General features: G+C 65.1%; 21 protein-coding genes. 7 read left to right on the forward strand and 14 right to left on the reverse strand.

The genetic code is table 11. From position 1 onward, the window contains the following. On the forward strand, positions 1 to 504 hold a 504-nt coding region (locus DBR20_RS23580), incomplete at its 5' end, for a 5'-nucleotidase (RefSeq protein WP_258223447.1). A gap of 75 nt (positions 505 to 579) precedes the next feature. On the opposite strand, the gene DBR20_RS20390 is transcribed toward DBR20_RS23580, so the two are convergent. The 11 genes from DBR20_RS20390 to asnS form a co-directional block, all read right to left on the reverse strand. Then, a complete protein-coding gene (locus DBR20_RS20390) occupies positions 580 to 1,131 on the reverse strand; it encodes a DUF2939 domain-containing protein (protein WP_108268062.1) in 552 nt (183 codons plus the stop codon). A 73-nt stretch (positions 1,132 to 1,204) separates the two neighbouring features. Then, positions 1,205 to 1,891, reverse strand: coding sequence for a DUF2461 domain-containing protein (locus DBR20_RS20395; protein WP_108268064.1), 687 nt, complete (start codon positions 1,889 to 1,891; stop codon positions 1,205 to 1,207). Next, on the reverse strand, positions 1,888 to 3,327 hold the full coding sequence (gene sbcB, locus DBR20_RS20400; RefSeq protein WP_108268066.1) for an exodeoxyribonuclease I: 1,440 nt from the start codon (positions 3,325 to 3,327) through the stop codon (positions 1,888 to 1,890). Before sbcB ends, DBR20_RS20395 begins: the two co-directional genes overlap by 4 nt. Continuing rightward, entirely contained in the window at positions 3,327 to 4,694 is a 1,368-nt protein-coding gene (locus tag DBR20_RS20405; protein ID WP_108268068.1) for an NAD(P)/FAD-dependent oxidoreductase, read from the reverse strand. The genes sbcB and DBR20_RS20405 overlap by 1 nt, the downstream gene beginning before the upstream one ends. Before the next feature lie 30 nt (positions 4,695 to 4,724). Continuing rightward, positions 4,725 to 5,999 carry a kynureninase gene (gene kynU, locus DBR20_RS20410; RefSeq protein WP_100460446.1) on the reverse strand — a complete coding sequence of 425 codons (1,275 nt, stop codon included), beginning with the start codon at positions 5,997 to 5,999 and terminating at the stop codon, positions 4,725 to 4,727. A 251-nt stretch (positions 6,000 to 6,250) separates the two neighbouring features. After that, complete coding sequence (locus DBR20_RS20415) at positions 6,251 to 6,772, reverse strand: 3-hydroxyanthranilate 3,4-dioxygenase (RefSeq protein ID WP_089236108.1); 522 nt, start codon at positions 6,770 to 6,772, stop codon at positions 6,251 to 6,253. A 23-nt stretch (positions 6,773 to 6,795) separates the two neighbouring features. Continuing rightward, positions 6,796 to 7,458 carry a carbonate dehydratase gene (gene can, locus DBR20_RS20420; RefSeq protein WP_089236107.1) on the reverse strand — a complete coding sequence of 221 codons (663 nt, stop codon included), beginning with the start codon at positions 7,456 to 7,458 and terminating at the stop codon, positions 6,796 to 6,798. Positions 7,459 to 7,531: 73 nt separating this feature from the next. After that, positions 7,532 to 8,170, reverse strand: coding sequence for an FMN-binding negative transcriptional regulator (locus tag DBR20_RS20425; RefSeq protein WP_108268070.1), 639 nt, complete (start codon positions 8,168 to 8,170; stop codon positions 7,532 to 7,534). A 9-nt stretch (positions 8,171 to 8,179) separates the two neighbouring features. Beyond that, positions 8,180 to 8,494, reverse strand: coding sequence for a hypothetical protein (locus DBR20_RS20430; RefSeq protein ID WP_089236105.1), 315 nt, complete (start codon positions 8,492 to 8,494; stop codon positions 8,180 to 8,182). Between the two features lie 7 nt (positions 8,495 to 8,501). Then, entirely contained in the window at positions 8,502 to 8,801 is a 300-nt protein-coding gene (locus tag DBR20_RS20435; RefSeq protein ID WP_006376524.1) for a hypothetical protein, read from the reverse strand. Between the two features lie 33 nt (positions 8,802 to 8,834). Continuing rightward, the gene (gene asnS / locus DBR20_RS20440; RefSeq protein WP_108268072.1) at positions 8,835 to 10,229 is read right to left on the reverse strand and encodes an asparagine--tRNA ligase; all 1,395 of its coding nucleotides are present in this window, start codon (positions 10,227 to 10,229) and stop codon (positions 8,835 to 8,837) included. 130 nt (positions 10,230 to 10,359) lie between these two features. Between asnS and DBR20_RS20445 the strand changes: the two genes are divergently transcribed. Then, positions 10,360 to 10,698 (forward strand): iron-sulfur cluster assembly accessory protein, encoded by a 339-nt coding sequence (locus DBR20_RS20445; protein WP_033831500.1) that lies wholly within the window; start codon positions 10,360 to 10,362, stop codon positions 10,696 to 10,698. Positions 10,699 to 10,759: 61 nt separating this feature from the next. Here the strand turns inward: DBR20_RS20445 and DBR20_RS22235 are convergent, their stop codons facing one another. Continuing rightward, a complete protein-coding gene (locus DBR20_RS22235) occupies positions 10,760 to 10,993 on the reverse strand; it encodes a hypothetical protein (protein WP_181393138.1) in 234 nt (77 codons plus the stop codon). 371 nt (positions 10,994 to 11,364) lie between these two features. On the opposite strand from DBR20_RS22235, the gene rpsF reads away from it, so the two are divergent. From rpsF to rplI, 3 genes are all read left to right on the forward strand, one after another. Beyond that, positions 11,365 to 11,802 (forward strand): 30S ribosomal protein S6, encoded by a 438-nt coding sequence (rpsF, locus tag DBR20_RS20455; protein ID WP_025876882.1) that lies wholly within the window; start codon positions 11,365 to 11,367, stop codon positions 11,800 to 11,802. 11 nt (positions 11,803 to 11,813) lie between these two features. Next, positions 11,814 to 12,044: a 30S ribosomal protein S18 gene (gene rpsR, locus DBR20_RS20460; protein ID WP_002804494.1), complete on the forward strand. Its 231-nt coding sequence runs from the start codon at positions 11,814 to 11,816 to the stop codon at positions 12,042 to 12,044. Positions 12,045 to 12,149: 105 nt separating this feature from the next. Next, positions 12,150 to 12,602 carry a 50S ribosomal protein L9 gene (gene rplI / locus DBR20_RS20465; RefSeq protein WP_089236101.1) on the forward strand — a complete coding sequence of 151 codons (453 nt, stop codon included), beginning with the start codon at positions 12,150 to 12,152 and terminating at the stop codon, positions 12,600 to 12,602. Positions 12,603 to 12,710: 108 nt separating this feature from the next. On the opposite strand, the gene DBR20_RS20470 is transcribed toward rplI, so the two are convergent. Together DBR20_RS20470 and DBR20_RS22000 are read right to left on the reverse strand one after the other, a co-directional pair. Next, positions 12,711 to 13,298, reverse strand: a complete 588-nt coding sequence (locus DBR20_RS20470; RefSeq protein ID WP_108268076.1) for a DUF1963 domain-containing protein — start codon at positions 13,296 to 13,298, stop codon at positions 12,711 to 12,713. A gap of 101 nt (positions 13,299 to 13,399) precedes the next feature. Then, positions 13,400 to 13,987 (reverse strand): DUF1963 domain-containing protein, encoded by a 588-nt coding sequence (locus tag DBR20_RS22000; RefSeq protein WP_146187069.1) that lies wholly within the window; start codon positions 13,985 to 13,987, stop codon positions 13,400 to 13,402. Positions 13,988 to 14,299: 312 nt separating this feature from the next. Between DBR20_RS22000 and smc the strand changes: the two genes are divergently transcribed. Beyond that, positions 14,300 to 17,803, forward strand: coding sequence for a chromosome segregation protein SMC (gene smc / locus DBR20_RS20475; protein ID WP_108268079.1), 3,504 nt, complete (start codon positions 14,300 to 14,302; stop codon positions 17,801 to 17,803). Between the two features lie 46 nt (positions 17,804 to 17,849). After that, a partial coding sequence (gene zipA / locus DBR20_RS20480) for a cell division protein ZipA (RefSeq protein ID WP_108268081.1) occupies positions 17,850 to 18,476 on the forward strand: 627 nt, incomplete at its 3' end.

The raw sequence follows: 18,476 nt of genomic DNA on the forward strand, positions 1-18,476 counted from the left end.
AAGCCGCCGGGCGAGACCGCTGCCGCTGCCGCCGACCAGATCGACATCACCCGCCCGGCAGGGCAGCTGCGCATCGCCTTCGATGGTGATGCGGTGATCTTCGGCGATGAGAGCGAGCGCATCTCGCGCGAGCAGGGCGTGGAAGCCTTCGGCCGGCACGAACGCGAGCGTGCGCGCGAGCCACTCAGTGGCGGTCCGTTCCGTGGTTTCCTCTCTGCGCTGCACACGCTGCAGGAAGTATTCCCGGCTGGCGACAGCGCGCCCATCCGCACGGCGCTGGTGACCGCGCGTTCTGCGCCGGCGCATGAGCGGGTGATCCGTACCCTGCGCGAATGGGGCGTGCGCCTGGACGAGGCACTGTTCCTGGGTGGTCGACACAAGGGCCCGTTCCTGCAGGCATTCGGTGCCGATATCTTCTTTGACGATTCGCAGCACAACATCGACAGTGCGCGTGAACACGTCGCCGCCGGCCATGTGCCGCATGGTGTTGCCAACGAGGGCTGAGGTGGTAGCGCCGGGCCATGCCCGGCGAGCGCAGCGGCGCTCATGGAAACGCCGGGCATGGCCCGGCGCTACCGGTTACGGCGTGGCCGACATCCCCAGCTGCAGGTCCACAACCTTCCAGCGCAGGCCCTGCGGTTCCAGCACTACCTTCAACGGTGGCTGGCCGGGGCCGCGATCAACGTCGACCACGAAGCGGTCAAGTGCTTCGAAGTGATGTTCGGCGTTCTTCAGCGGTCGCGCCGGTTCGGTCGTGCCGAAGGCATCACCACCCTGCAGTTCATTGCGGCCGCGCTTCCACAGCACGTGGCCCTGCAGCATCGCGCCGATGCCGGTGGGGGTGACCATGGTTTCCACCGCGGCACCGCCCAGCTGGTCGCCCAACCCGTACAGCAGGGCGCCGAAGGGGCTGGCAGCCACCTCGGGCCCGGCCTGGCGCACCAGGTAATCATTGAGCTGGGCGCGCAGGCTGGTACGCACGCGTGGGAAATCCACGTACCGTTCCAGGCGCGCGGTGTCGCGTTGTTCGATGGCCTTGGACAGGCCATGCACGGTCAGGTACGGACCACCGAACCACCAGCCTGCCATCACGACGATCAGCAGAACGAGGATGCCAATGAGCTTCTTCATGGTGCACAGCCTGCCGCAAGTGGGGGCGCCGGTGGTGAACGGCGGGTGATGCCAGTGACGGCCCCGGCGCCGATCAGAAGTCCAGATCCAGCGCGGCGCACAGGTAGTCTACGAACGGGCCCAACCCTGCCAGATCCTTGCCAAGCGTGGACAGCAGGCGCGGGCCGGTCATCGTGGCATCGTCCAGCGAACGCCACATCACCCAGTTGCGATGCTTGAGGTCATCGATGAACTCGAAGTCGGCCGGGAAGCCACGCGGTGGACGCACCAGCTTCTCGGTTTCCTCGAAGTCGAAACGCTTGCGCAGCGCCGGTGCATGCGCGGCTGCCTTCCAGCTGCCGGGGTTGTCGAGGATGAAGTGGCGGACGCGGCGCTGGGTTTCCGGTTCGGGATGCCACAGCCCGGCGCCGACGAAGCTCTCGCCCGGTTGCAGGTGCACGTAGAACGAGGGCGCGGCCACTTCGCGGCGGCGCTCATGGAACAGGCGCGCACCCTGCCAGGTTTTGTACGGCGACTTGTCGTTGGAAAAACGCGCGTCACGGTGGATGCGGAACAACGAGCCGCCCACGCCACGGGTGTCTGCGCGGAAGTGCTCGCTCACCTCGGTCAGCGCCGGCTGCAGGTCACCCAGCAGGCGCAGGAACGGCTGCCGCACGTGGTCTTCGTACTGCTGGCGATGGTCGTTGAACCAGGCCTTGTCGTTGTGCAGCGCCAGGCTGCGCAGGAACTTGAAACTGGCATCGGAGAAATAGGTGCTCACAGGTCCTCCTGCAGGTGCTGGCCCCAGTCACGCAGCGATTGCAGCAGTGTGGCGCGGCGAACGTCGTCGGGTGCTTCGGCCGCCAGCGCATCAAGCTGCTGCTGGTATTGGGCCAGGTTGAGTTCGCCCATTCCTTCCTCGCCGAACAGGCGCTGGCGGCGATAGGCATTCCAGCGTTCGCGTTCTTCCGGCGCGAGGCTGCCGGGATGATTGCGGGCGCGGTAGCGGAACAACAGCTCGGGCAGCCGCGGGTCGCGGAAGCGGCCTTCCAGTGCAGCCAACTGTTCCGGTGGCGTGGTCCGTGCCAATGCCAGCAGCGGCTTGTCGCCGGCACCGAGGAAGCCGTCGTACAGCGAAGCGTCCACTTCGGACACGCTCGCCGCGCGCGGCTGGTTGTAGACCTGGCGCGCCTTTTCGGCCAGCTGCGGTGCGAACGCGCGCAGCCGTTCGGCCTTGGCTTCGATCGCTGCCACGTCCAGCCCGAGTCGTGCGTGGTCATCGGCGCGCAGGTGGTTCCAGGCCACCAGCGCCGGCACTTTGTTCAGGTGCACTTCCTTCAGCGGTACCCGGGCGACGCCTTCGGGCAGTTCGCTGGCACGCAGGTACAGGCGCTGGGCGATCACCTCGGCGGGTAGTTCCAACAGGTCATCGATGTCGCCATCGAGGTCGAACACGATCACCCGGTTGTTGATGGTCGGATGTACCGCCAGCGGCAACACCGGCGCCGCGCACAGGCGGCTGGCCGGGTAACGCATCGAGATATGCAGCACCGGCTTCAATGCGGTGATGTCGAGCAGGCTACCGACGAAACGCTTGTCGCGCAGCTTCAACGCGTATTCCCACAGGCGCGGCTGCGACTGCTTGAACAGGCGCGCCATGCCGATTGTCGCGCGCACGTCCGACAGTGCTTCGTGGGCATCGCCCTCGCGCACGCCATTGGCCTCGGCCAGGTGTTCGAGCTTGAACGACGTGGCGCCGTCCTCGCGCTTGGGCCAGTGGATGCCCTCCGGTCGGATGGCATGCATCAGCCGCAGCATGTCCAGCAGGTCCCAGCGCGAATTGCCATTGCGCCACTCGCGCTCGTACGGGTCGTGGAAGTTGCGGAACAGACCGTAGCGGATGAACTCGTCGTCGAAGCGCAGGGTGTTGTAGCCCAGCGCGCAGGTGCCGGGACGCGACAGCTGCTCGTTGATGCGATCGAATGCTTCAGCTTCGCTGATGCCTTCGGCCAGCGCCTGCTGCGGGGTGATGCCGGTGACCATCGTGGCCATCGGCGAGGGCAGCAGATCGTCGGCCGGGCGCACGAAGAAGCTGACCGGCGTGTCGATCTCGTTGAGATCGCTGTCGGTACGGATCGCCGCGTACTGGGCAATGCGGGTACGGCGCGGATCCTGGCCGAAGGTTTCCAGGTCGTAGAACAGGAAGCTGTCGGCCATCAGTGCGCGCCCTCCAGCACCGGCAGACGCGAATGGATCTGCGCCTCCAGTGCGTTCCAATCGATGTTGTCCAGCGTGTCGTGGCCAGCGGTGGCGGTGATCAGCATCTCGCGCTGGATGTCGGTGCGGCGCAGTGCCTCGGCATAGGGCGTGTGCAGGAAGGTCACCATCGTGTAGTGCGGGACGAAACGCGTCGGCCAGCGCCGCTGCAGTTCCTGTTCCAGCTCGCGCTGCAGCAGGAAGGCTGGATCGGCCACCCGGTCGCGCATTTCCAGATAGTTCTCCAGCGCCATCTGCTGGATCGCACGCGCGTTCGGTTTGCGCTCGGCTTCGAACGCGGCGAAGGCGCTCTGCAGGTCGTCCGCCGCCATCAGATGGCGGGCCAGTGCCACGCAGTCTTCGAACGCACAGTTCATGCCCTGGCCGTGGAACGGCACCATCGCGTGCGCGGCATCGCCGATCAGCACGGCGCGGTCCTGCTGGTGCCAACGTTCCAAGGTGAGCGTGCCGAGCAGGCCCGGCGGATGCTGCTCCCAGTCCGCACGCAGGTTGGGAATCAGCGGCAGGGTATCGGCGAACTCGCGCGCGAACAGTGCTTCAGCCTGGACGCCGGTGTTGACCGTAGCGAAGCTCGGATCGCCCTGGTTGGGCAGGAACAGGGTGACGGTGAACGTGCCTTCGTGGTTGGGCAGGGCGATGCACATGTAGTGGCCGCGTGGCCAGATGTGCAGCGCATTGCGCTCGATACGGAAGCCGCCATCGTCGGTCGGTGGTATCTCCAGTTCCTTGTAGGAATGGTCGAGGAAGGCAATGTCCTCGCCCAGCGGTTCGCGCCGGTTCATCGCCGCACGCAGCGCCGAGCCTGCGCCGTCTGCACCCACCAGCGTATCGAAGCGGATATCGTGCGGACTGTCGTCACGATCATCGATGAAACGCGCGTAGCCGGCATCAAAGTCGACCGTATGCAGGCGGCGGTGGAAATGCACGGTGGCACCGGCCTGCTCGGCCAGTTCCAGCAATGTGGTGTTCAGGTCGCTGCGATGGATCGACCAGATCACTTCGCTGTCGTCGCGACCGTAGCGCTGCAGCTGCGGCTCGCCCTCGCGTGGATGCACCATGCGTCCGCGCATCATCACCGCGCGCGCCATCACTTCGTCTTCCACGCCGGCCTGGCGCAACGCGTTGCGTCCGCGCTCGGCCAGGGCCAGGTTGATCGAGCGACCGCTTTCGTAATCGGCGATGCGCGGATCGCCACGGCGTTCGTACAGGGTGATGCGCCAGCCCTGCCGTGACAGCAGGATGGCCAGCAGGGATCCGGCCAGGCCGGCGCCGACAATGCTCAGCGAGCGGGATGCATGTGCGATCAACGAACTGTCCAGCAGTAGGGGGAGGGCGGCTTACAGGCCGGCCCAGGCTTCCACTTCCTCGACGAAGTGGTGCACGTCCAGATAACGGTTGTAGAGCGGGGTCGGCGAGATGCGGATGACGTCCGGCTCGCGCCAGTCACCCAGCACGCCGATGGCGCGTAGATGTTCGAACAGGGCGCGTCCGCGCTCGCGGCCGCCGATCACCCGCAGCGACAGCTGGCAGCCGCGCCGCTCCGGCTCGGCCGGGGTGACGATCTCCAGCACCTGCGGCAGGCGCGCGCGTACCAAGGCGTCGAGCATGCCGGTCAGTGCCAGCGACTTGCTGCGCAGCGAGTCCATGCCGGCACGTTCGAACAGGTCCAGCGATGCACGCAGCGGCGCCAGGCCGAGGATCGGCGGATTGCTCAGCTGCCAGCCCTCGGCGCCAACCGCGGGCTGGAACTGCGGGGCCATCTGGAAGCGGGTGGCTTCGTCATGGCCCCACCAGCCGGCAAAGCGTGGCAGCGTGGTGTCGCGATGATGGCGTTCGTGCACGAAGGCACCGGCCACGGCGCCCGGTCCGCTGTTGAGGTATTTGTAGTGGCACCACACGGCGAAGTCCGGGGCGACGTCATGCAGGCGCAGCGGCAGGTTGCCGACCGAGTGCGCCAGGTCGAAGCCGATGCGCGCGCCCTGCAGGCGTGCTGCGCGGGTGATCGCATCCAGGTCGAAGGCCTGGCCACTGCGGTACTGCACGCCGGGCCACAGCACCAGCGCCAGGCGCGGACCGTGCGTGGCGATCGCGCGTTCGATCGCGGCCATCGAGATCGTGCCGTTGGCTTCATCCGGCTGCACTTCCACCAGGCAGTCGGCCGGGTCGAAGCCATGGAAGCGGATCTGTGCTTCCACCGCATGGCGGTCGGTGGGGAACGCGCCGGCTTCCATCAGGATCACCGGGCGTTCGGCCGTGGGCCGGTAGAAGCTGACCATCATCAGGTGCAGGTTCACGCTCAGCGTGTTCATCGCCACCACTTCGCTGGGCAGTGCGCCGACCACGCGCGCCAGCTGTGCGCTGACCAGACGGTGGTACGACAGCCATTGGGTCGGCCCGGTGAAGTGGCCTTCCACCGCCAGCTCGCCCCACTGCTTCATCACTTCCTGCACCGCCGCCTGCGCGCCGCGCGGTTGCAGGCCCAACGAGTTGCCGACGAAGTAGGTCTGCTCACCACCACCGTGGCGCGGAATCAGGAATTCCTGCCGCAGCGGCCGCAGCGGATCGGCGGCATCAAGGGCAATGGCGTGGGTGCGGCTGAGCAGGTCGGACATGGTCGGGCAACAGGCTGCAACGGGGCTGCCAGTGTAGCGCCTGGGGCATGACCCGGTGCCTGCCAACCCAGCACCAGCGCCGCATGATGCGGTAGTCGCCAACCTTGGTTGGCGCACGTGCGACCGAGCGCCCACCAAGGTGGGCATCTACCAGCGCGGGAGCGACCGAGCGCCCACCAAGGTGGGCGTCTACCAGCGCGGGAGCGACCGAATGCCCACCAAGGTGTGCACATGCCAGCGCGGTGGCGCTGTCAGGCCGTCGCCGGTGCCGGCAACGGATCCACGTGGCCGCACTCGCTGCAGGTACGAAGTTCCAGGCTGGCTTGGTAGCGCGCGAACACCTTCGGCAGGTCGGTCTCGATGTTCTGCAACGTGAAGTACTCTTCGTACAGCTTGTGGTTGCAGCGCTCGCAATGCCAGATCACGCCATCGCGCTCATGCGGCAGGCGCTTGCGTTCCACCACCAGGCCGACGCCGCCGGGTGGGCGTCGCGGTGAGTGCGGCACCTTGCCCGGCAGCAGGAAGATTTCGCCAGCGCGGATCGGGATATCGCGCACCGCGCCATCCTCCTGCACCTTCAGCACCATTTCGCCTTCCAGCTGATAGAACCACTCCGGGCCTTCGTCGTAGTGGAAATCGGTGCGGCTGTTCGGCCCGCCGACCACCATCACGATGAAATCGCCGTTGTCGATCATCTTGTTGCCGACCGGCGGCTTCAACAGATGCCGGTTTTCCTCGATCCAGCCCAGCAGGTTGATGGGGGAGGCAAGCATGGGAGTGTCCGTGGGAGGGAGGGTCAGTCGCGGCGGCCGCGGCGCGGAACGTAGGACAGGGCCTTCTCATATGCAGGCTGCAGGTCTTCCGGTGCGCCCACGTCGATGCCCATTTCGCGCACGCGGCCATCCTTCAGGCTGTACACCCAGCCGTGCACCATCAGCTTCTGGCCACGGGCCCAGGCATCCTGCACGATCGTCGAGCGGCAGGCGTTGACCACCTGCTCGATCACGTTCAGTTCGCACAGGCGCGCATGCTTCAGCTCCGGCTCCTCGATCGCATCCATGATCGCCGCGTGCTTCTGTGCCACGTCGCCGACATGGCGCAGCCAGTTGTCGGCCAGGCCCACCCGCGTGTTGTTCAAGCTGGCGTGCACGCCGCCGCAGCCGTAGTGGCCGACGATCAGGATGTGCTTCACCTTCAGCTGGTCCACGGCGTACTGGATCACGCTGAGGCAGTTCAGGTCGGTGTGCACCACCACGTTGGCCACGTTGCGATGCACGAACACCTCACCCGGGGCCATGCCGATGATCTGGTTGGCCGGCACGCGCGAGTCGGAACAGCCGATCCACAGGTATTCCGGATGCTGCTGCTTGGCCAGCTGATGGAAGAAGTCGGGATCTTCCTTCTCGATCCGGTCTGCCCATTCGCGGTTGTTCTGCAGCAGCTTGTGGATGTCTTTCATGTTCGGGGTCCCTGACGTCGGGTGGGGGCAAGGCGCGGCCGTTCTGGTCGCGTCGTCGCGGGAAACAGGGCGCTCAGCTGCCTGCGGCGGCTTCGTCGCGATACCGGCGCATCCACTGCGCCAGTTCGGTGGAATGAGGGTTGTCCAGGCGTTCCAGTTCGGCCATCACCGCCTGCTGGTTGGCCTCGGGGTGGTTCTGGCTCAGCTTCAACGTCAGCTGCACCTGTTCGACGGTGAAGCGGAAGCCGACGATGCCGCGCAGCTGGCGGCGGTGGTCGTCACGCTCGGGTTCGAACCGCCAGTCTTGGCCGACGCTGGCTTCGAAGCGGTCGCCGGTATCGCTGACCAGCTGGGCCAGCGCATCGGTATCGTCGAACGTCTGCAGCTGGCCGCGCAGCTCGGCGGCGGCGTAGTTCCAGGTAGGTACCCGCGCGGCAGGCTCCTTGTCCGGGTACCAGCTGGCCGATACATAGCCATGCGGCCCGTCCACCAGCACCTTGGCCGCACCGTTGTGGCGTGCCTGCGGGTTGGCACGGGCCCAGTGGCCGCGCAGTTCGATGTGGTCGCCGTCGCGCTGGTACAGCACCGGCAACCGGGTCAGTTCCGGCAAGCCATCGCCACCGGCGGTGAGCACGGTGACGAATGGATCACGCGCCAACAGGCGATCCAGCCACTGCAGGTCGGTCTGTGCGAAAGCGCGTGGGGTGAACATCGACTGGCCTCAGGCGCGACTGCCGAGTGACTGCACCATGCGCCCGCGCAGGCCTTCGTCGCTGCCCGCCTGCGGTGGCTGCACTTCATGCAGCGAGAATCCGCGCACCAGTGCATCTTCTTCGTCCAGGCCTTCGTACTCGACGAACTCGGCGTCGAACAGCTGCGAGCGGGCGGTGTCCTCGCTGTCGTAGCTCAGCGTATTGCCATCGCTGTCGAGCACTTCGGCGGTGCCGGCCTCGCGGATGCGCAGGCGTGCCCAGATCAGGGTGTTGCCGAGGCTGGCCAGCCACCAGCTGTCACGGACGTGGGAAAGGTCGTTCATATGTGTCTTACCAGAGCGAGGCCAGCCAGAGCAGGGCAGCCATGCCCAGTCCAGCCAGCAGGGTCAGCAGCGATACCCAGGCGGGCGTCGCCAGCCCGGACAGCGAGCGGTCCGGCTGGGTGCGGTATTCGCGCCGCAGCAGCCAGCCCAGCGCATCGGGCTTGAGGAAGGCGCCACTGCCGAAGCGCTGCGCCAGCGCCGGATGGCGATCGCGCACATGCACCAGGGTCAGCGGCCAGAAAATCACGAAGGCACTGAACCCGGCCACTGCAACGCCGACGAAACACAGGGCGAAGAACAGGGTCATGGGGACAGTACCTCCGTGGTCGTGCGTGTGGGCTTAGAAGTCCGCGCTGCCCGGGGCGCGCGGGTAGGGGATCGCATCGCGGATGTTGGACAGGCCGCATACGTAGACCACCAGGCGCTCGAAGCCCAGGCCGAAGCCGGCGTGCGGCACCGAGCCGTAGCGGCGGAAATCGCGGTACCAGCTGTAGTGTTCGCGATCCAGGCCGAACTGCGCCATGCGTGCATCCAGCACATCCAAGCGCTCTTCGCGCTGGCTGCCACCAATGATCTCGCCGATGCCCGGGGCCAGCACGTCCATCGCGGCGACGGTCTTGCCGTCATCGTTCAGGCGCATGTAGAAGGCCTTGATGTGCTCGGGGTAGTTGGTCACCACCACCGGGCGACCGACGTGTTCCTCGGTCAGCCAGCGCTCGTGCTCGGTCTGCAGGTCCAGGCCCCATTCGACCGGGAAGTCGAACTTCCGGCCCGACTTCTGCAGCAGGGCGACCGCATCGGTGTAATCGATACGCTCGAACGGCGCGTTGATGAAGTCTTCCAGCTTGGTGATCGCGTTCTTGTCCACGCGCTCGGCGATGAAGGCCAGGTCGTCGCCGCGCTCGTTGAGCACCGCGCGGAACAGGTACTTCAGGAATTCTTCGGCCAGGCGGGCGTCTTCGGCCAGGTCGGCGAAGGCGATTTCCGGCTCGATCATCCAGAACTCCGCCAGATGGCGGGTGGTGTGGCTGTTCTCGGCGCGGAAGGTCGGGCCGAAGGTGTACACCTTGCTCAGCGCCAGGCAGTAGGCCTCGACGTTCAGCTGGCCGGACACGGTCAGGAAGGTTTCCTTGCCGAAGAAGTCGCGGCTGAAGTCGATCCCGCCCTGGGCGTCACGCGGCAGGTTCACCATGTCCAGGGTGGACACGCGGAACATCTGGCCGGCGCCTTCGGCATCGGAGGTGGTGATGATCGGGGTGCTGATCCAGTTGAAGCCGTTCTCGTGGAAGAAGCGGTGCACGGCCTGGGCCAGGCAGTTGCGGATGCGGGTGACCGCGCCGAACAGGTTGGTGCGCGGGCGCAGGTGCGCCACTTCACGCAGGAACTCCGGCGTCATCGGCTTGGGCTGGATCGGGTAGGTGAGCGGGTCTTCGACCCAGCCGACCACCTCGACCGCGCTGGCCTGGATCTCAAACGACTGGCCCTTGCCCTGCGACTTCACCAAGGTGCCGGTGGCCACCAGCGAGCAGCCGGTGGTCAGGCGCTTGATCTCGTCGAAGTTGGCCAGCGCGTCGCCGGCCACGACCTGGATCGGAGCGAAGCAGGAGCCGTCGGTCACATTCACGAAAGCCAGATTTGCTGAACCGCGCACCGTGCGCACCCAACCGCGTACCGTGACTTCGCCACCTTCCGGGATCTTCCCGGCAAGCGCATGTTCAACGCTGACCACCGTCATGACTTGAATCCTCTGCTGATCGACTCGATCTCTGAACACGGGAGTTTACCGGTTGCAGCGTTCTGCTTGCGAGGCATTTCTGCGGTCATCGGCTCCCTATAATGTCCCGGTACCTCTGGAGTGATCCACCATGGCTGTCAGCCTGACCCCTATTGCCTTCGAGCGCGTACAGCGCTTCGTCGCCCAGACCCCCGGCGCGCTGGGCCTGCGTTTTGGCGTGACCAAGACCGGTTGCTCGGGCTGGGGCCACATCACCGACCTGGCCCGCGACGAGCGCGCGGACGACACCGTGTTCGACCAGGACGGGGTGAAGATCTATGTCGACGCCAAGAGCCTGGCCCTGGTGGATGGCACCGTGATCGACTTCGGCAAGCACGGCCTGAGCGAGACCTTCACGTTCAGCAACCCGAATGCCACCGCCGAGTGCGGCTGCGGCGAGAGCTTCACCACCGACGCCGACAAGGCCTGAGGCCCGCTTGGGTAGATGCCGACCTTGGTCGGCACGGACGTTGGGGCGCCCCAGGCCCTGGTCAGCGGCGGTTGCGCCAGGCATCCCAGGCCAACAACGCGCCGCCTGTCATCAGGCAGGCCGCTGCGTAGGCGCCTGGCAGCCCTATGGCGTCGTGCAGAAGATGCATCAGCAGTGCCGCCACCAAGCTCAGAAAGCCCAAGGCCGTAGCGCCGCTGATCGGGCCGTTGCCCACGCGGAACAGGCGGCCATTGTCGCGGTTGATCCAGTGCCGGATTCGCTTGAGGCGGTTCATGGCTGGACGTTAACGCAGAGGATCCAGGGATGGAACGACCGGGTTTTCCTTGTTTTCCCACCGCCTACGCGATCTCCTTCGAGGAGGTGGCGGGTGTCTGCGACAGCTGTGGCGAGCTGCGGACGCTGCGCTACCAGTGCTTTTTTTGATGTGACCTGGTTCAAGCTGTTGAATTTTAACGGTATTTTTAGAATCCCGGGCATCGCCAGCGGCTTCGCAGCTCCCCGGGGAGATCCGCGGCTTGTCCGCGACGCCCCGTCTGCGCCATAATGCGCGGCTTCCTGCCTCCCTGGCAGGATCCCTTGCCCCACCGCGGTATCAACGGCGGGGGGCTGTCCGGCCGCAAGGCCACATCCGAAAGGTAGAAAAACATGAGTCGTCATTACGAAATCGTGTTCATGGTCCACCCGGACCAGAGCGAGCAGGTCCCGGCCATGATCGAGCGCTACAAGTCGCTGGTCGAGAACGGCAACGGCACCATCCACCGTCTGGAAGACTGGGGCCGCCGCCAGCTGGCGTACCCGATCCAGAACCTGGTGAAGGCGCACTACGTGCTGCTGAACATCGAAGTCGACCAGGCCGTTCTGACCGAACTGACCGAGAGCTTCCGCTTCAACGACGCCGTGCTGCGCAACCTGGTCATCAAGCGTGACGAGGCTGACACCGAGCAGTCGCTGATCATGAAGAGCAAGGACGAGAAGGGCGACAAGCCCGAGCGTGGTGAGCGTCGTCGTCGTGATGACGAAGAAGGCGAAACCACCCCCGCCGCTGACAACGATGCCGGCGACGACGCCGCTTCGGCCGCCTAAGGAGCACTGACATGTCCAAGTTCTTCCGTCGCCGCAAGTTCTGCAAGTTCACGGCCGAAGGTGTCAAGGAGATCGATTACAAGGATCTCAACACCCTGCGCCAGTACCTGACCGAGAACGGCAAGATCGTGCCGAGCCGCGTCACCGGTACCAAGTCGAAGTACCAGCGTCAGCTGGCGACCGCCGTCAAGCGCGCTCGCTTCCTGGCCCTGATTCCGTACACCGACAACCACGACGTCTGATGCCGGCGGGGCAGCTTCGCGCTGCCCCCGCTGTGCCAGCTATTCGGACAGCCTTTGTTGCGGGGCCCGCGCCTCGCTAACGAATAACTTATCTGGAGCAATACCATGCAGCTGATCCTCCTGCAGAAAGTCACCAACCTCGGCAACCTCGGCGACCTGGTCGACGTGAAGCCGGGCTACGGCCGTAACTTCCTCGTGCCGCAGGGCAAGGCCGTTCCGGCCACCGAGAGCAACAAGGCCGAGTTCGAAGCCAAGCGCGCTGATTACGAAGCCAAGGCCCAGTCCATCCACGCCGACGCTGAAGCCCGCAAGGCCAAGCTGGAAGGCGCGAGCGTGACCGTCGCCGCCAACGCTTCGACCGAAGGCAAGCTGTACGGCTCGGTCGGCGCCCGCGAAATCGCCGATGCCTTCACCGCTGCCGGCCTGCCGCTGAGCAAGAGCGAAGTCATCCTGGGCGAAGGCGCCTTCCGCAACATTGGCGAGTACGAAGTCCTGGTGCACCTGCACGCGGACGTCGAGACCACCGTCAAGGTCGTGGTTGAAGCCGAAAAGGCCTGATCCCACGCCGCAAGGCCTGGTATCACCAGAACGGGCGCCCGCAAGGGTGCCCGTTTTGTTTTGGGCGATGGCCGGGTATGTAGAGTCGAGCCATGCTCGACTGGTTGTTCAGGTGGTCTGGATGACGAATCGACCGCAGTCCATTGAAGGGGCGGGAATGTTGCGTTCAAGCAGCAGGTATCCCATTCCGCCGACAAGAATTCCTCGATGCGTTGGCGCTGCCCGGTTCAAGCGGGAACTGTTGATCTGGAGGATGAATTCCCGTCCTTCACTGCAATCATCCTGGAGCCAGGTAGGAATTCCGCCGATTTTGGCGATTCCATTTTGGGCGTCATCTGGGATGGAAGCTGCGTCAGTGTTGATCAGACACGGGTCAAATGGGAGTGCTGCGCTGCGTGCACCGAGTGCGTGAGGTACATAGGCGATGACACGTCCGCCAGCCTGTATAGCGGTCTCGATATAGGCATCATCACGAACGTCATAGGGTGTGAAAATCGAAACGCAGAGATTCGCTTTGATAGCGATCTTCGGAGCGTGCGCTTGAACGAACGGCGCAGGGAGGCTTGCCAGATGAAGCATTGGCTTCCCCGTGGCGTCGCTTGGCCACTGGGCATCGGCAGGCAGGTATGGTGCGCCTCCCAGAAAGGCCCGATCCGGAGCTTGGCAACGATCACCAAATACCATTTCTCGATACATGCATTGGTCCGATGAACTTTGGGCCTAGAAGGCACTGATTTGCCCTCGCCGACCATCAATACGAATCAACCAAGCGACGTTGGGCTGACTCATCACTTGCCTTAGGTTGTTTGAATGATGAATCGCCCGCAGTCCGCCGAAGGTGAGGGAATGTTGCGATCAAGCAACAGATAGCCCATCCCCCCGACCAGGATTCCTCGATGCGTCGGAGCTGCCTTATCAAGATCGAATTCGTCGAATTGAAGGACGAACGCTTGGCCCTCCGATTTGTCATCCTGCAGCCAGTAAGGCCGCCCACCAATCTTCGAACCTCCATGAGGTGCTTCGCCCTCAGCCACCGCCGTCCCGGCGCAAATGTGGAGTGGTCCAATCGGAGCGCAGGGAGAAGGCGTCGGTTCACGCCCGGGCCAGTGAGCAATTACACGGCCGCCGTGGTTCATGGCTTCTTCGAATCTCTGCTCGCCCGAGGTGAGGTACGGCGTGAAGACCGAAATGATCAGCCCGGGCGCTAGGTCGAGTCCGGGGACGTGGTTTCGAATGAATGTGGTCGGAAAGCTAGCCAGGTGAAGCAACGGGTGTCTATGGATGCTGGTTGGCCAAGGGGCGCGGGCATCCAGCCAAGCGGTTCCTCCGAGCACGGGAACAGTCGCCGCGTCGTAGGTGGGGGTAAATGAAAGCGGTCGGTACATCCGTCCATCCTGCACAGCTTCTGTTGTGCAGGGCTGCGACTCGGTTCAGTAACCAATAAATATCAATAACTTGCACTTTGCTCGTTGCTTGGGTAGTCCGTCGCGCCGGGCGTAAAGCGACATCGGGGTCCACTCCACGGGCTCTCCGCGCCCGTCATCCCGCCCGTGGAACATTCGCCCCGCTATACTCATTCCATTGCGTCACCCTTGGCCTTGTTGAATTCTTTTGAAATCAAGGGCTTGAGGTGCTGGCTGACCTGACATCCACTATGGTGGTGGCCGTAAGGCCCTTGCCCGGAACCCAATCACGCCATGCGTCTTTCCACGATCAAGCTGTCCGGCTTCAAGTCCTTCGTCGATCCGACCACCCTGCACCTGCCGACCAACATGACCGGCGTGGTGGGGCCCAATGGCTGCGGCAAGTCGAACATCATCGACGCGGTGCGCTGGGTCATGGGCGAAAGTTCGGCCAGCCGCCTGCGTGGTGACTCGCTTACCGACGTGATCTTCTCCGGTTCCAATGCCCGCAAGCCGGTTTCGCAGGCCACCGTCGAGCTGATCTTCGACAACTCGGATCACACGATTTCCGGCGAGTACGCCTCGTTCAACGAGATCTCGGTCAAGCGCACCGTCAGTCGCGACGGCAGCAGCAACTACTACCTCAACGGCACCAAGTGCCGCCGCCGCGACATCACCGACCTGTTCCTCGGTACCGGCCTGGGCCCGCGCAGTTACTCGATCATCGAGCAGGGCATGATCAGCCAGATCATCGAGGCGCGCCCGGAAGACCTGCGCGTGTACCTGGAGGAGGCCGCCGGCATCTCCAAGTACAAGGAGCGCCGCAAGGAAACCGAAACCCGCATCCGCCACACCCGCGAGAACCTGGACCGCCTTGGCGACCTGCGCGAGGAAATCACCAAGCAGCTCGAACACCTCAAGCGGCAGGCGAAACAGGCCGAGCAGTACCAGGCGCTGCAGGAAGAGCGCCGGGTCAAGGACGCGGAGTGGAAGGCGTTGGAGTACCGCGGCCTGGATGGTCGCCTGTCCAAGCTGCGCGAAGGCCTGTCTCAGGAAGAAACCAAGCTGCAGCAGCTGATTGCCGATCAGCGTGATGCAGAGGCGCGGATCGAGACCTCGCGCGTGCGCCGCGAGGAGGCGGCCGATTCGCTCAACGCCGCGCAGGCCGAGGTCTACCAGGTGGGCAGCACGCTGGCCCGTCTCGAACAGCAGATCCAGCACCAGCGCGAACTGTCGCAGCGCCTGCACAAGGCGCGCGATGAAACCCGCCAGGCGCTGGCCGAACTGGGCCAGCACATCAGTGGGGACGAAGCCAAGCTGATGGTGCTGCGCGAAGCGGTCGATGCGGCCACCCCGCAGCTGGAAGAGCTGCAGGAAGAGAACGAGATCAAGCAGGAAGGCCTGCGTGAGGCCGAAACGCGGTTGTCCGATTGGCAGCAGCGGTGGGAGCAGCACACGTCGCAGAGTTCGGAAGCCTCGCGTGCGGGCGAGGTCGAGCGCACACGCGTGGACTACCTGGACAAGCAGATCCTTGATGCCGATCGTCGCCGCGAAGCGCTGGCGGCCGAGCGCGCTGGCCTCGACGTGGATGCGCTGGATGAAGTCTTCGAACAACTGCATCTGCAGCACGACACGCAGAAGACCGCGCTGGATGAACTGACCGAACAGGTCGAGGAGCGCAAGCACGGTGTCGCCGCCGTGCAGGAGCAGCAGCGCAGCGGCCAGAACGAGCTGGCCGAACTGCGCAAGCAGGTCAATGGTCTGCGCGGGCGCCTGTCCTCGCTGGAAACCCTGCAGCAGGCCGCGCTTGGCCAGGAGCAGGGCGCGGCGGTGGCATGGCTGAAGTCGCGTGGCCTGGATTCGGCCGCACGCGTGGGCGAGCGCCTGGATGTCGATGCGGGTTGGGAAAACGCGGTGGAAAGCGCCCTCGGCCAATTGATCGAAGGCGTTCTGGTCGATGACCCCGCCAGCCTGGTCGACGCGCTGGGCGAACTGGGCGAAGGTCGCATCGCACTGGTCGCCAATGACGGCGCGGACCTGAAGGTCGCACCGACCTCGCTGGCTGCACGTGTGCGTGGCCCGGCGCCCATCCGGCGCCTGCTTGCGCGCCTGCACGGTGCGCGCGACCTGGCCGAAGCCAATGCACTGCAGGCCAGCCTGCCTGAGGGCGATTCCATCATCACCCAGGGCGGTGAACGTCTGGGCGAGGGCTGGGTGCGCGTATCGCGCTCCGGCGCCGCCAAGCAGGGTGCCCTGCTGCGCGAACGCGAAATCAACGAGCTGCGCGAGCAGATCGAGCAGCTGCAGTCGCGCGAAGCCGAACTGGAAGAACAGCTGGCCGGTTTCCGTGAGCACTTGTTGGCGGCCGAACAGCAGCGCGAGGATGCGCAGCGGGCGCTGTACCTGGCGCACCGCGCGGTGTCCGAACTGGCCGGCCAGCTGCAGGGCCAGCAGGGCAAGGTCGAGGCGGCACGCACACGCATCGACCGCATCGAAGGCGAGCTCAGCCAGTTGCTGGAGACCCTGGACATCAATCGCGAGCAGGCGCGTGAAGCGCGTTCGCGGCTGGAGAATGCGGTCAACAGCATGGGCGGCCTGGAGTCGAACCGGCAGGGCCTGGAGGGCGAACGCCGTCAGTTGACCGAGGCGCGTGACCTGGCCCGCGACGCAGCCCGTGCGGTACGCGAGCGTTCGCACGCGTTGGCGCTGACCCTGGAATCGCAGCGTGCCCAGGTGGCCTCGTTGAGCCAGGCACTGGAACGCATGAGCACCCAGCGTGGCCAGTTGGATTCGCGCCTGGGCGAACTGCATTCGCAGCTGGACGAAGGCGATACACCGGTCGAGTCGCTGCAGGCAGAGCACCAGAACGCGTTGGAAGAGCGTGTCCGTGCCGATCGCGTGCTGACCGAAGCGCGCACGCTGCTGGATGGCATCGACGCCGAGCTGCGCAACTACGAGCAGACCCGCCACCAGCGCGACGAGCAGGCGTTGGCCCAGCGCGAGCGTATTTCGCAGCGCAAGCTGGACCAGCAGGCATTGGTGCTCAGTGCCGAAACCCTGCAGGGCGCAGTGGAGAAGGCCGGTTTCGTGCTGCAGGATGTGATCAACACGCTGCCCGACGAGGCGCGCCTGGGCGACTGGGAACAAGCCGTGCACCAGATCGATGGCCGCATGCGCCGGCTGGAGCCGGTCAACCTGGCCGCGATCCACGAATATGGTGAAGCCTCGCAGCGCTCGGAGTATCTGGACGCCCAGCACATGGATCTGACCACCGCGCTGGAGACCCTGGAAGATGCGATCCGCAAGATCGACCGCGAGACCCGTGGCCGTTTCAAGGACACCTTCGATCGGGTCAACGCCGGTGTGCAGGCGCTGTATCCGCGCCTGTTCGGTGGTGGCCATGCCTACCTGGAACTGACCGGTGAAGACCTTCTCGACACCGGTGTGACCATCATGGCGCGCCCCCCGGGCAAGCGGGTGTCGAGCATCTCGCTGCTGTCCGGTGGCGAAAAGGCGATGACCGCCGTGGCACTGGTGTTTGCGATCTTCCAGCTCAACCCGGCGCCGTTCTGCCTGCTGGACGAAGTGGATGCGCCGCTGGATGAAGCCAACGTCGGCCGCCTGGCCAACATGGTCAAGGAAATGAGCGAGAAGGTGCAGTTCCTGTTCGTCAGCCACAACAAGGCCACGATGGAAGCGGCGCACCAGTTGTCGGGCGTGACGATGCGCGAACCGGGTGTCAGCCGCCTGGTCAGCGTGGACCTGGAAGAAGCCGCGCGATTGGCGGGCGCGGCCTGACGTGCCATCCTAGTTACCTGAATGAACTAGCCGGAGAACCTAACGAATGTCCGACACGGCACTGTTGCGCATCGGCATCCTGGCCGCCGGCCTGCTGTTGGTCGCTGCGATCTTCCTGTTTGGCCGTCCCAAGAAGAAGCCCCAGGGCCGTCGTCTGGACAGCGCCGAGCCGGCAAGCGGCGAGCGCCGCGAGCCGGTGCTGGGCGAGGATGGCGTGCCCGTGGCTGATGGCCGCGTCGAGCCTGGCATGGGCGATGCGGTCGAGCAGGCCGAACTGAGACTGCCCGACGTCGATGGCGCAGCCAGCGACCTGGGCAAGCGCGCGACCCAGGATTTCGACAAGATCGTTTCATTGTTCGTGGCCGCCCGCGCGGGCGAACAACTGCGTGGCGAAGACATCGTCGTGGCAGCGGAAAAGACCGGCCTGGTGTTTGGCCACATGAATGTCTTCCACCGGCTTGTCGAGGGTCATCCCGAACGCGGCCCGATCTTCTCGATGGCCAGCATCATGAAGCCGGGCAGCTTCGACATGGGCAACATCCGCGCCATGGAAACCCCGGCCATCGCCTTCTTCCTGACCCTGCCGGCGCCGCTGACCGCGCTGGATGCCTGGGAGAAGATGCTGCCGACCGTGCAGCGCATGGCCGAGCTGCTGGATGGCGTGGTACTGGAT

Origin of the sequence: Stenotrophomonas sp. HMWF023 (assembly GCF_003060985.1) — a bacterium.
GTDB classification, from domain to species: Bacteria; Pseudomonadota; Gammaproteobacteria; order Xanthomonadales; family Xanthomonadaceae; genus Stenotrophomonas; species Stenotrophomonas lactitubi.

Bases quoted from the DNA above. Each gene is read 5' to 3' on its own strand.
- DBR20_RS20390 (WP_108268062.1), bottom strand. From the start codon at position 1,131: ATGAAGAAGCTCATTGGCATCCTCGTTCTGCTGATCGTCGTGATGGCA.
- sbcB (WP_108268066.1), bottom strand. From the start codon at position 3,327: ATGGCCGACAGCTTCCTGTTCTACGACCTGGAAACCTTCGGCCAGGAT.
- kynU (WP_100460446.1), bottom strand. From the start codon at position 5,999: ATGTCCGACCTGCTCAGCCGCACCCACGCCATTGCCCTTGATGCCGCC.
- DBR20_RS20415 (WP_089236108.1), bottom strand. From the start codon at position 6,772: ATGCTTGCCTCCCCCATCAACCTGCTGGGCTGGATCGAGGAAAACCGG.
- can (WP_089236107.1), bottom strand. From the start codon at position 7,458: ATGAAAGACATCCACAAGCTGCTGCAGAACAACCGCGAATGGGCAGAC.
- DBR20_RS20425 (WP_108268070.1), bottom strand. From the start codon at position 8,170: ATGTTCACCCCACGCGCTTTCGCACAGACCGACCTGCAGTGGCTGGAT.
- DBR20_RS20430 (WP_089236105.1), bottom strand. From the start codon at position 8,494: ATGAACGACCTTTCCCACGTCCGTGACAGCTGGTGGCTGGCCAGCCTC.
- DBR20_RS20435 (WP_006376524.1), bottom strand. From the start codon at position 8,801: ATGACCCTGTTCTTCGCCCTGTGTTTCGTCGGCGTTGCAGTGGCCGGG.
- asnS (WP_108268072.1), bottom strand. From the start codon at position 10,229: ATGACGGTGGTCAGCGTTGAACATGCGCTTGCCGGGAAGATCCCGGAA.
- DBR20_RS20445 (WP_033831500.1), top strand. From the start codon at position 10,360: ATGGCTGTCAGCCTGACCCCTATTGCCTTCGAGCGCGTACAGCGCTTC.
- DBR20_RS22235 (WP_181393138.1), bottom strand. From the start codon at position 10,993: ATGAACCGCCTCAAGCGAATCCGGCACTGGATCAACCGCGACAATGGC.
- rpsF (WP_025876882.1), top strand. From the start codon at position 11,365: ATGAGTCGTCATTACGAAATCGTGTTCATGGTCCACCCGGACCAGAGC.
- rpsR (WP_002804494.1), top strand. From the start codon at position 11,814: ATGTCCAAGTTCTTCCGTCGCCGCAAGTTCTGCAAGTTCACGGCCGAA.
- rplI (WP_089236101.1), top strand. From the start codon at position 12,150: ATGCAGCTGATCCTCCTGCAGAAAGTCACCAACCTCGGCAACCTCGGC.
- DBR20_RS20470 (WP_108268076.1), bottom strand. From the start codon at position 13,298: ATGTATCGAGAAATGGTATTTGGTGATCGTTGCCAAGCTCCGGATCGG.
- DBR20_RS22000 (WP_146187069.1), bottom strand. From the start codon at position 13,987: ATGTACCGACCGCTTTCATTTACCCCCACCTACGACGCGGCGACTGTT.
- smc (WP_108268079.1), top strand. From the start codon at position 14,300: ATGCGTCTTTCCACGATCAAGCTGTCCGGCTTCAAGTCCTTCGTCGAT.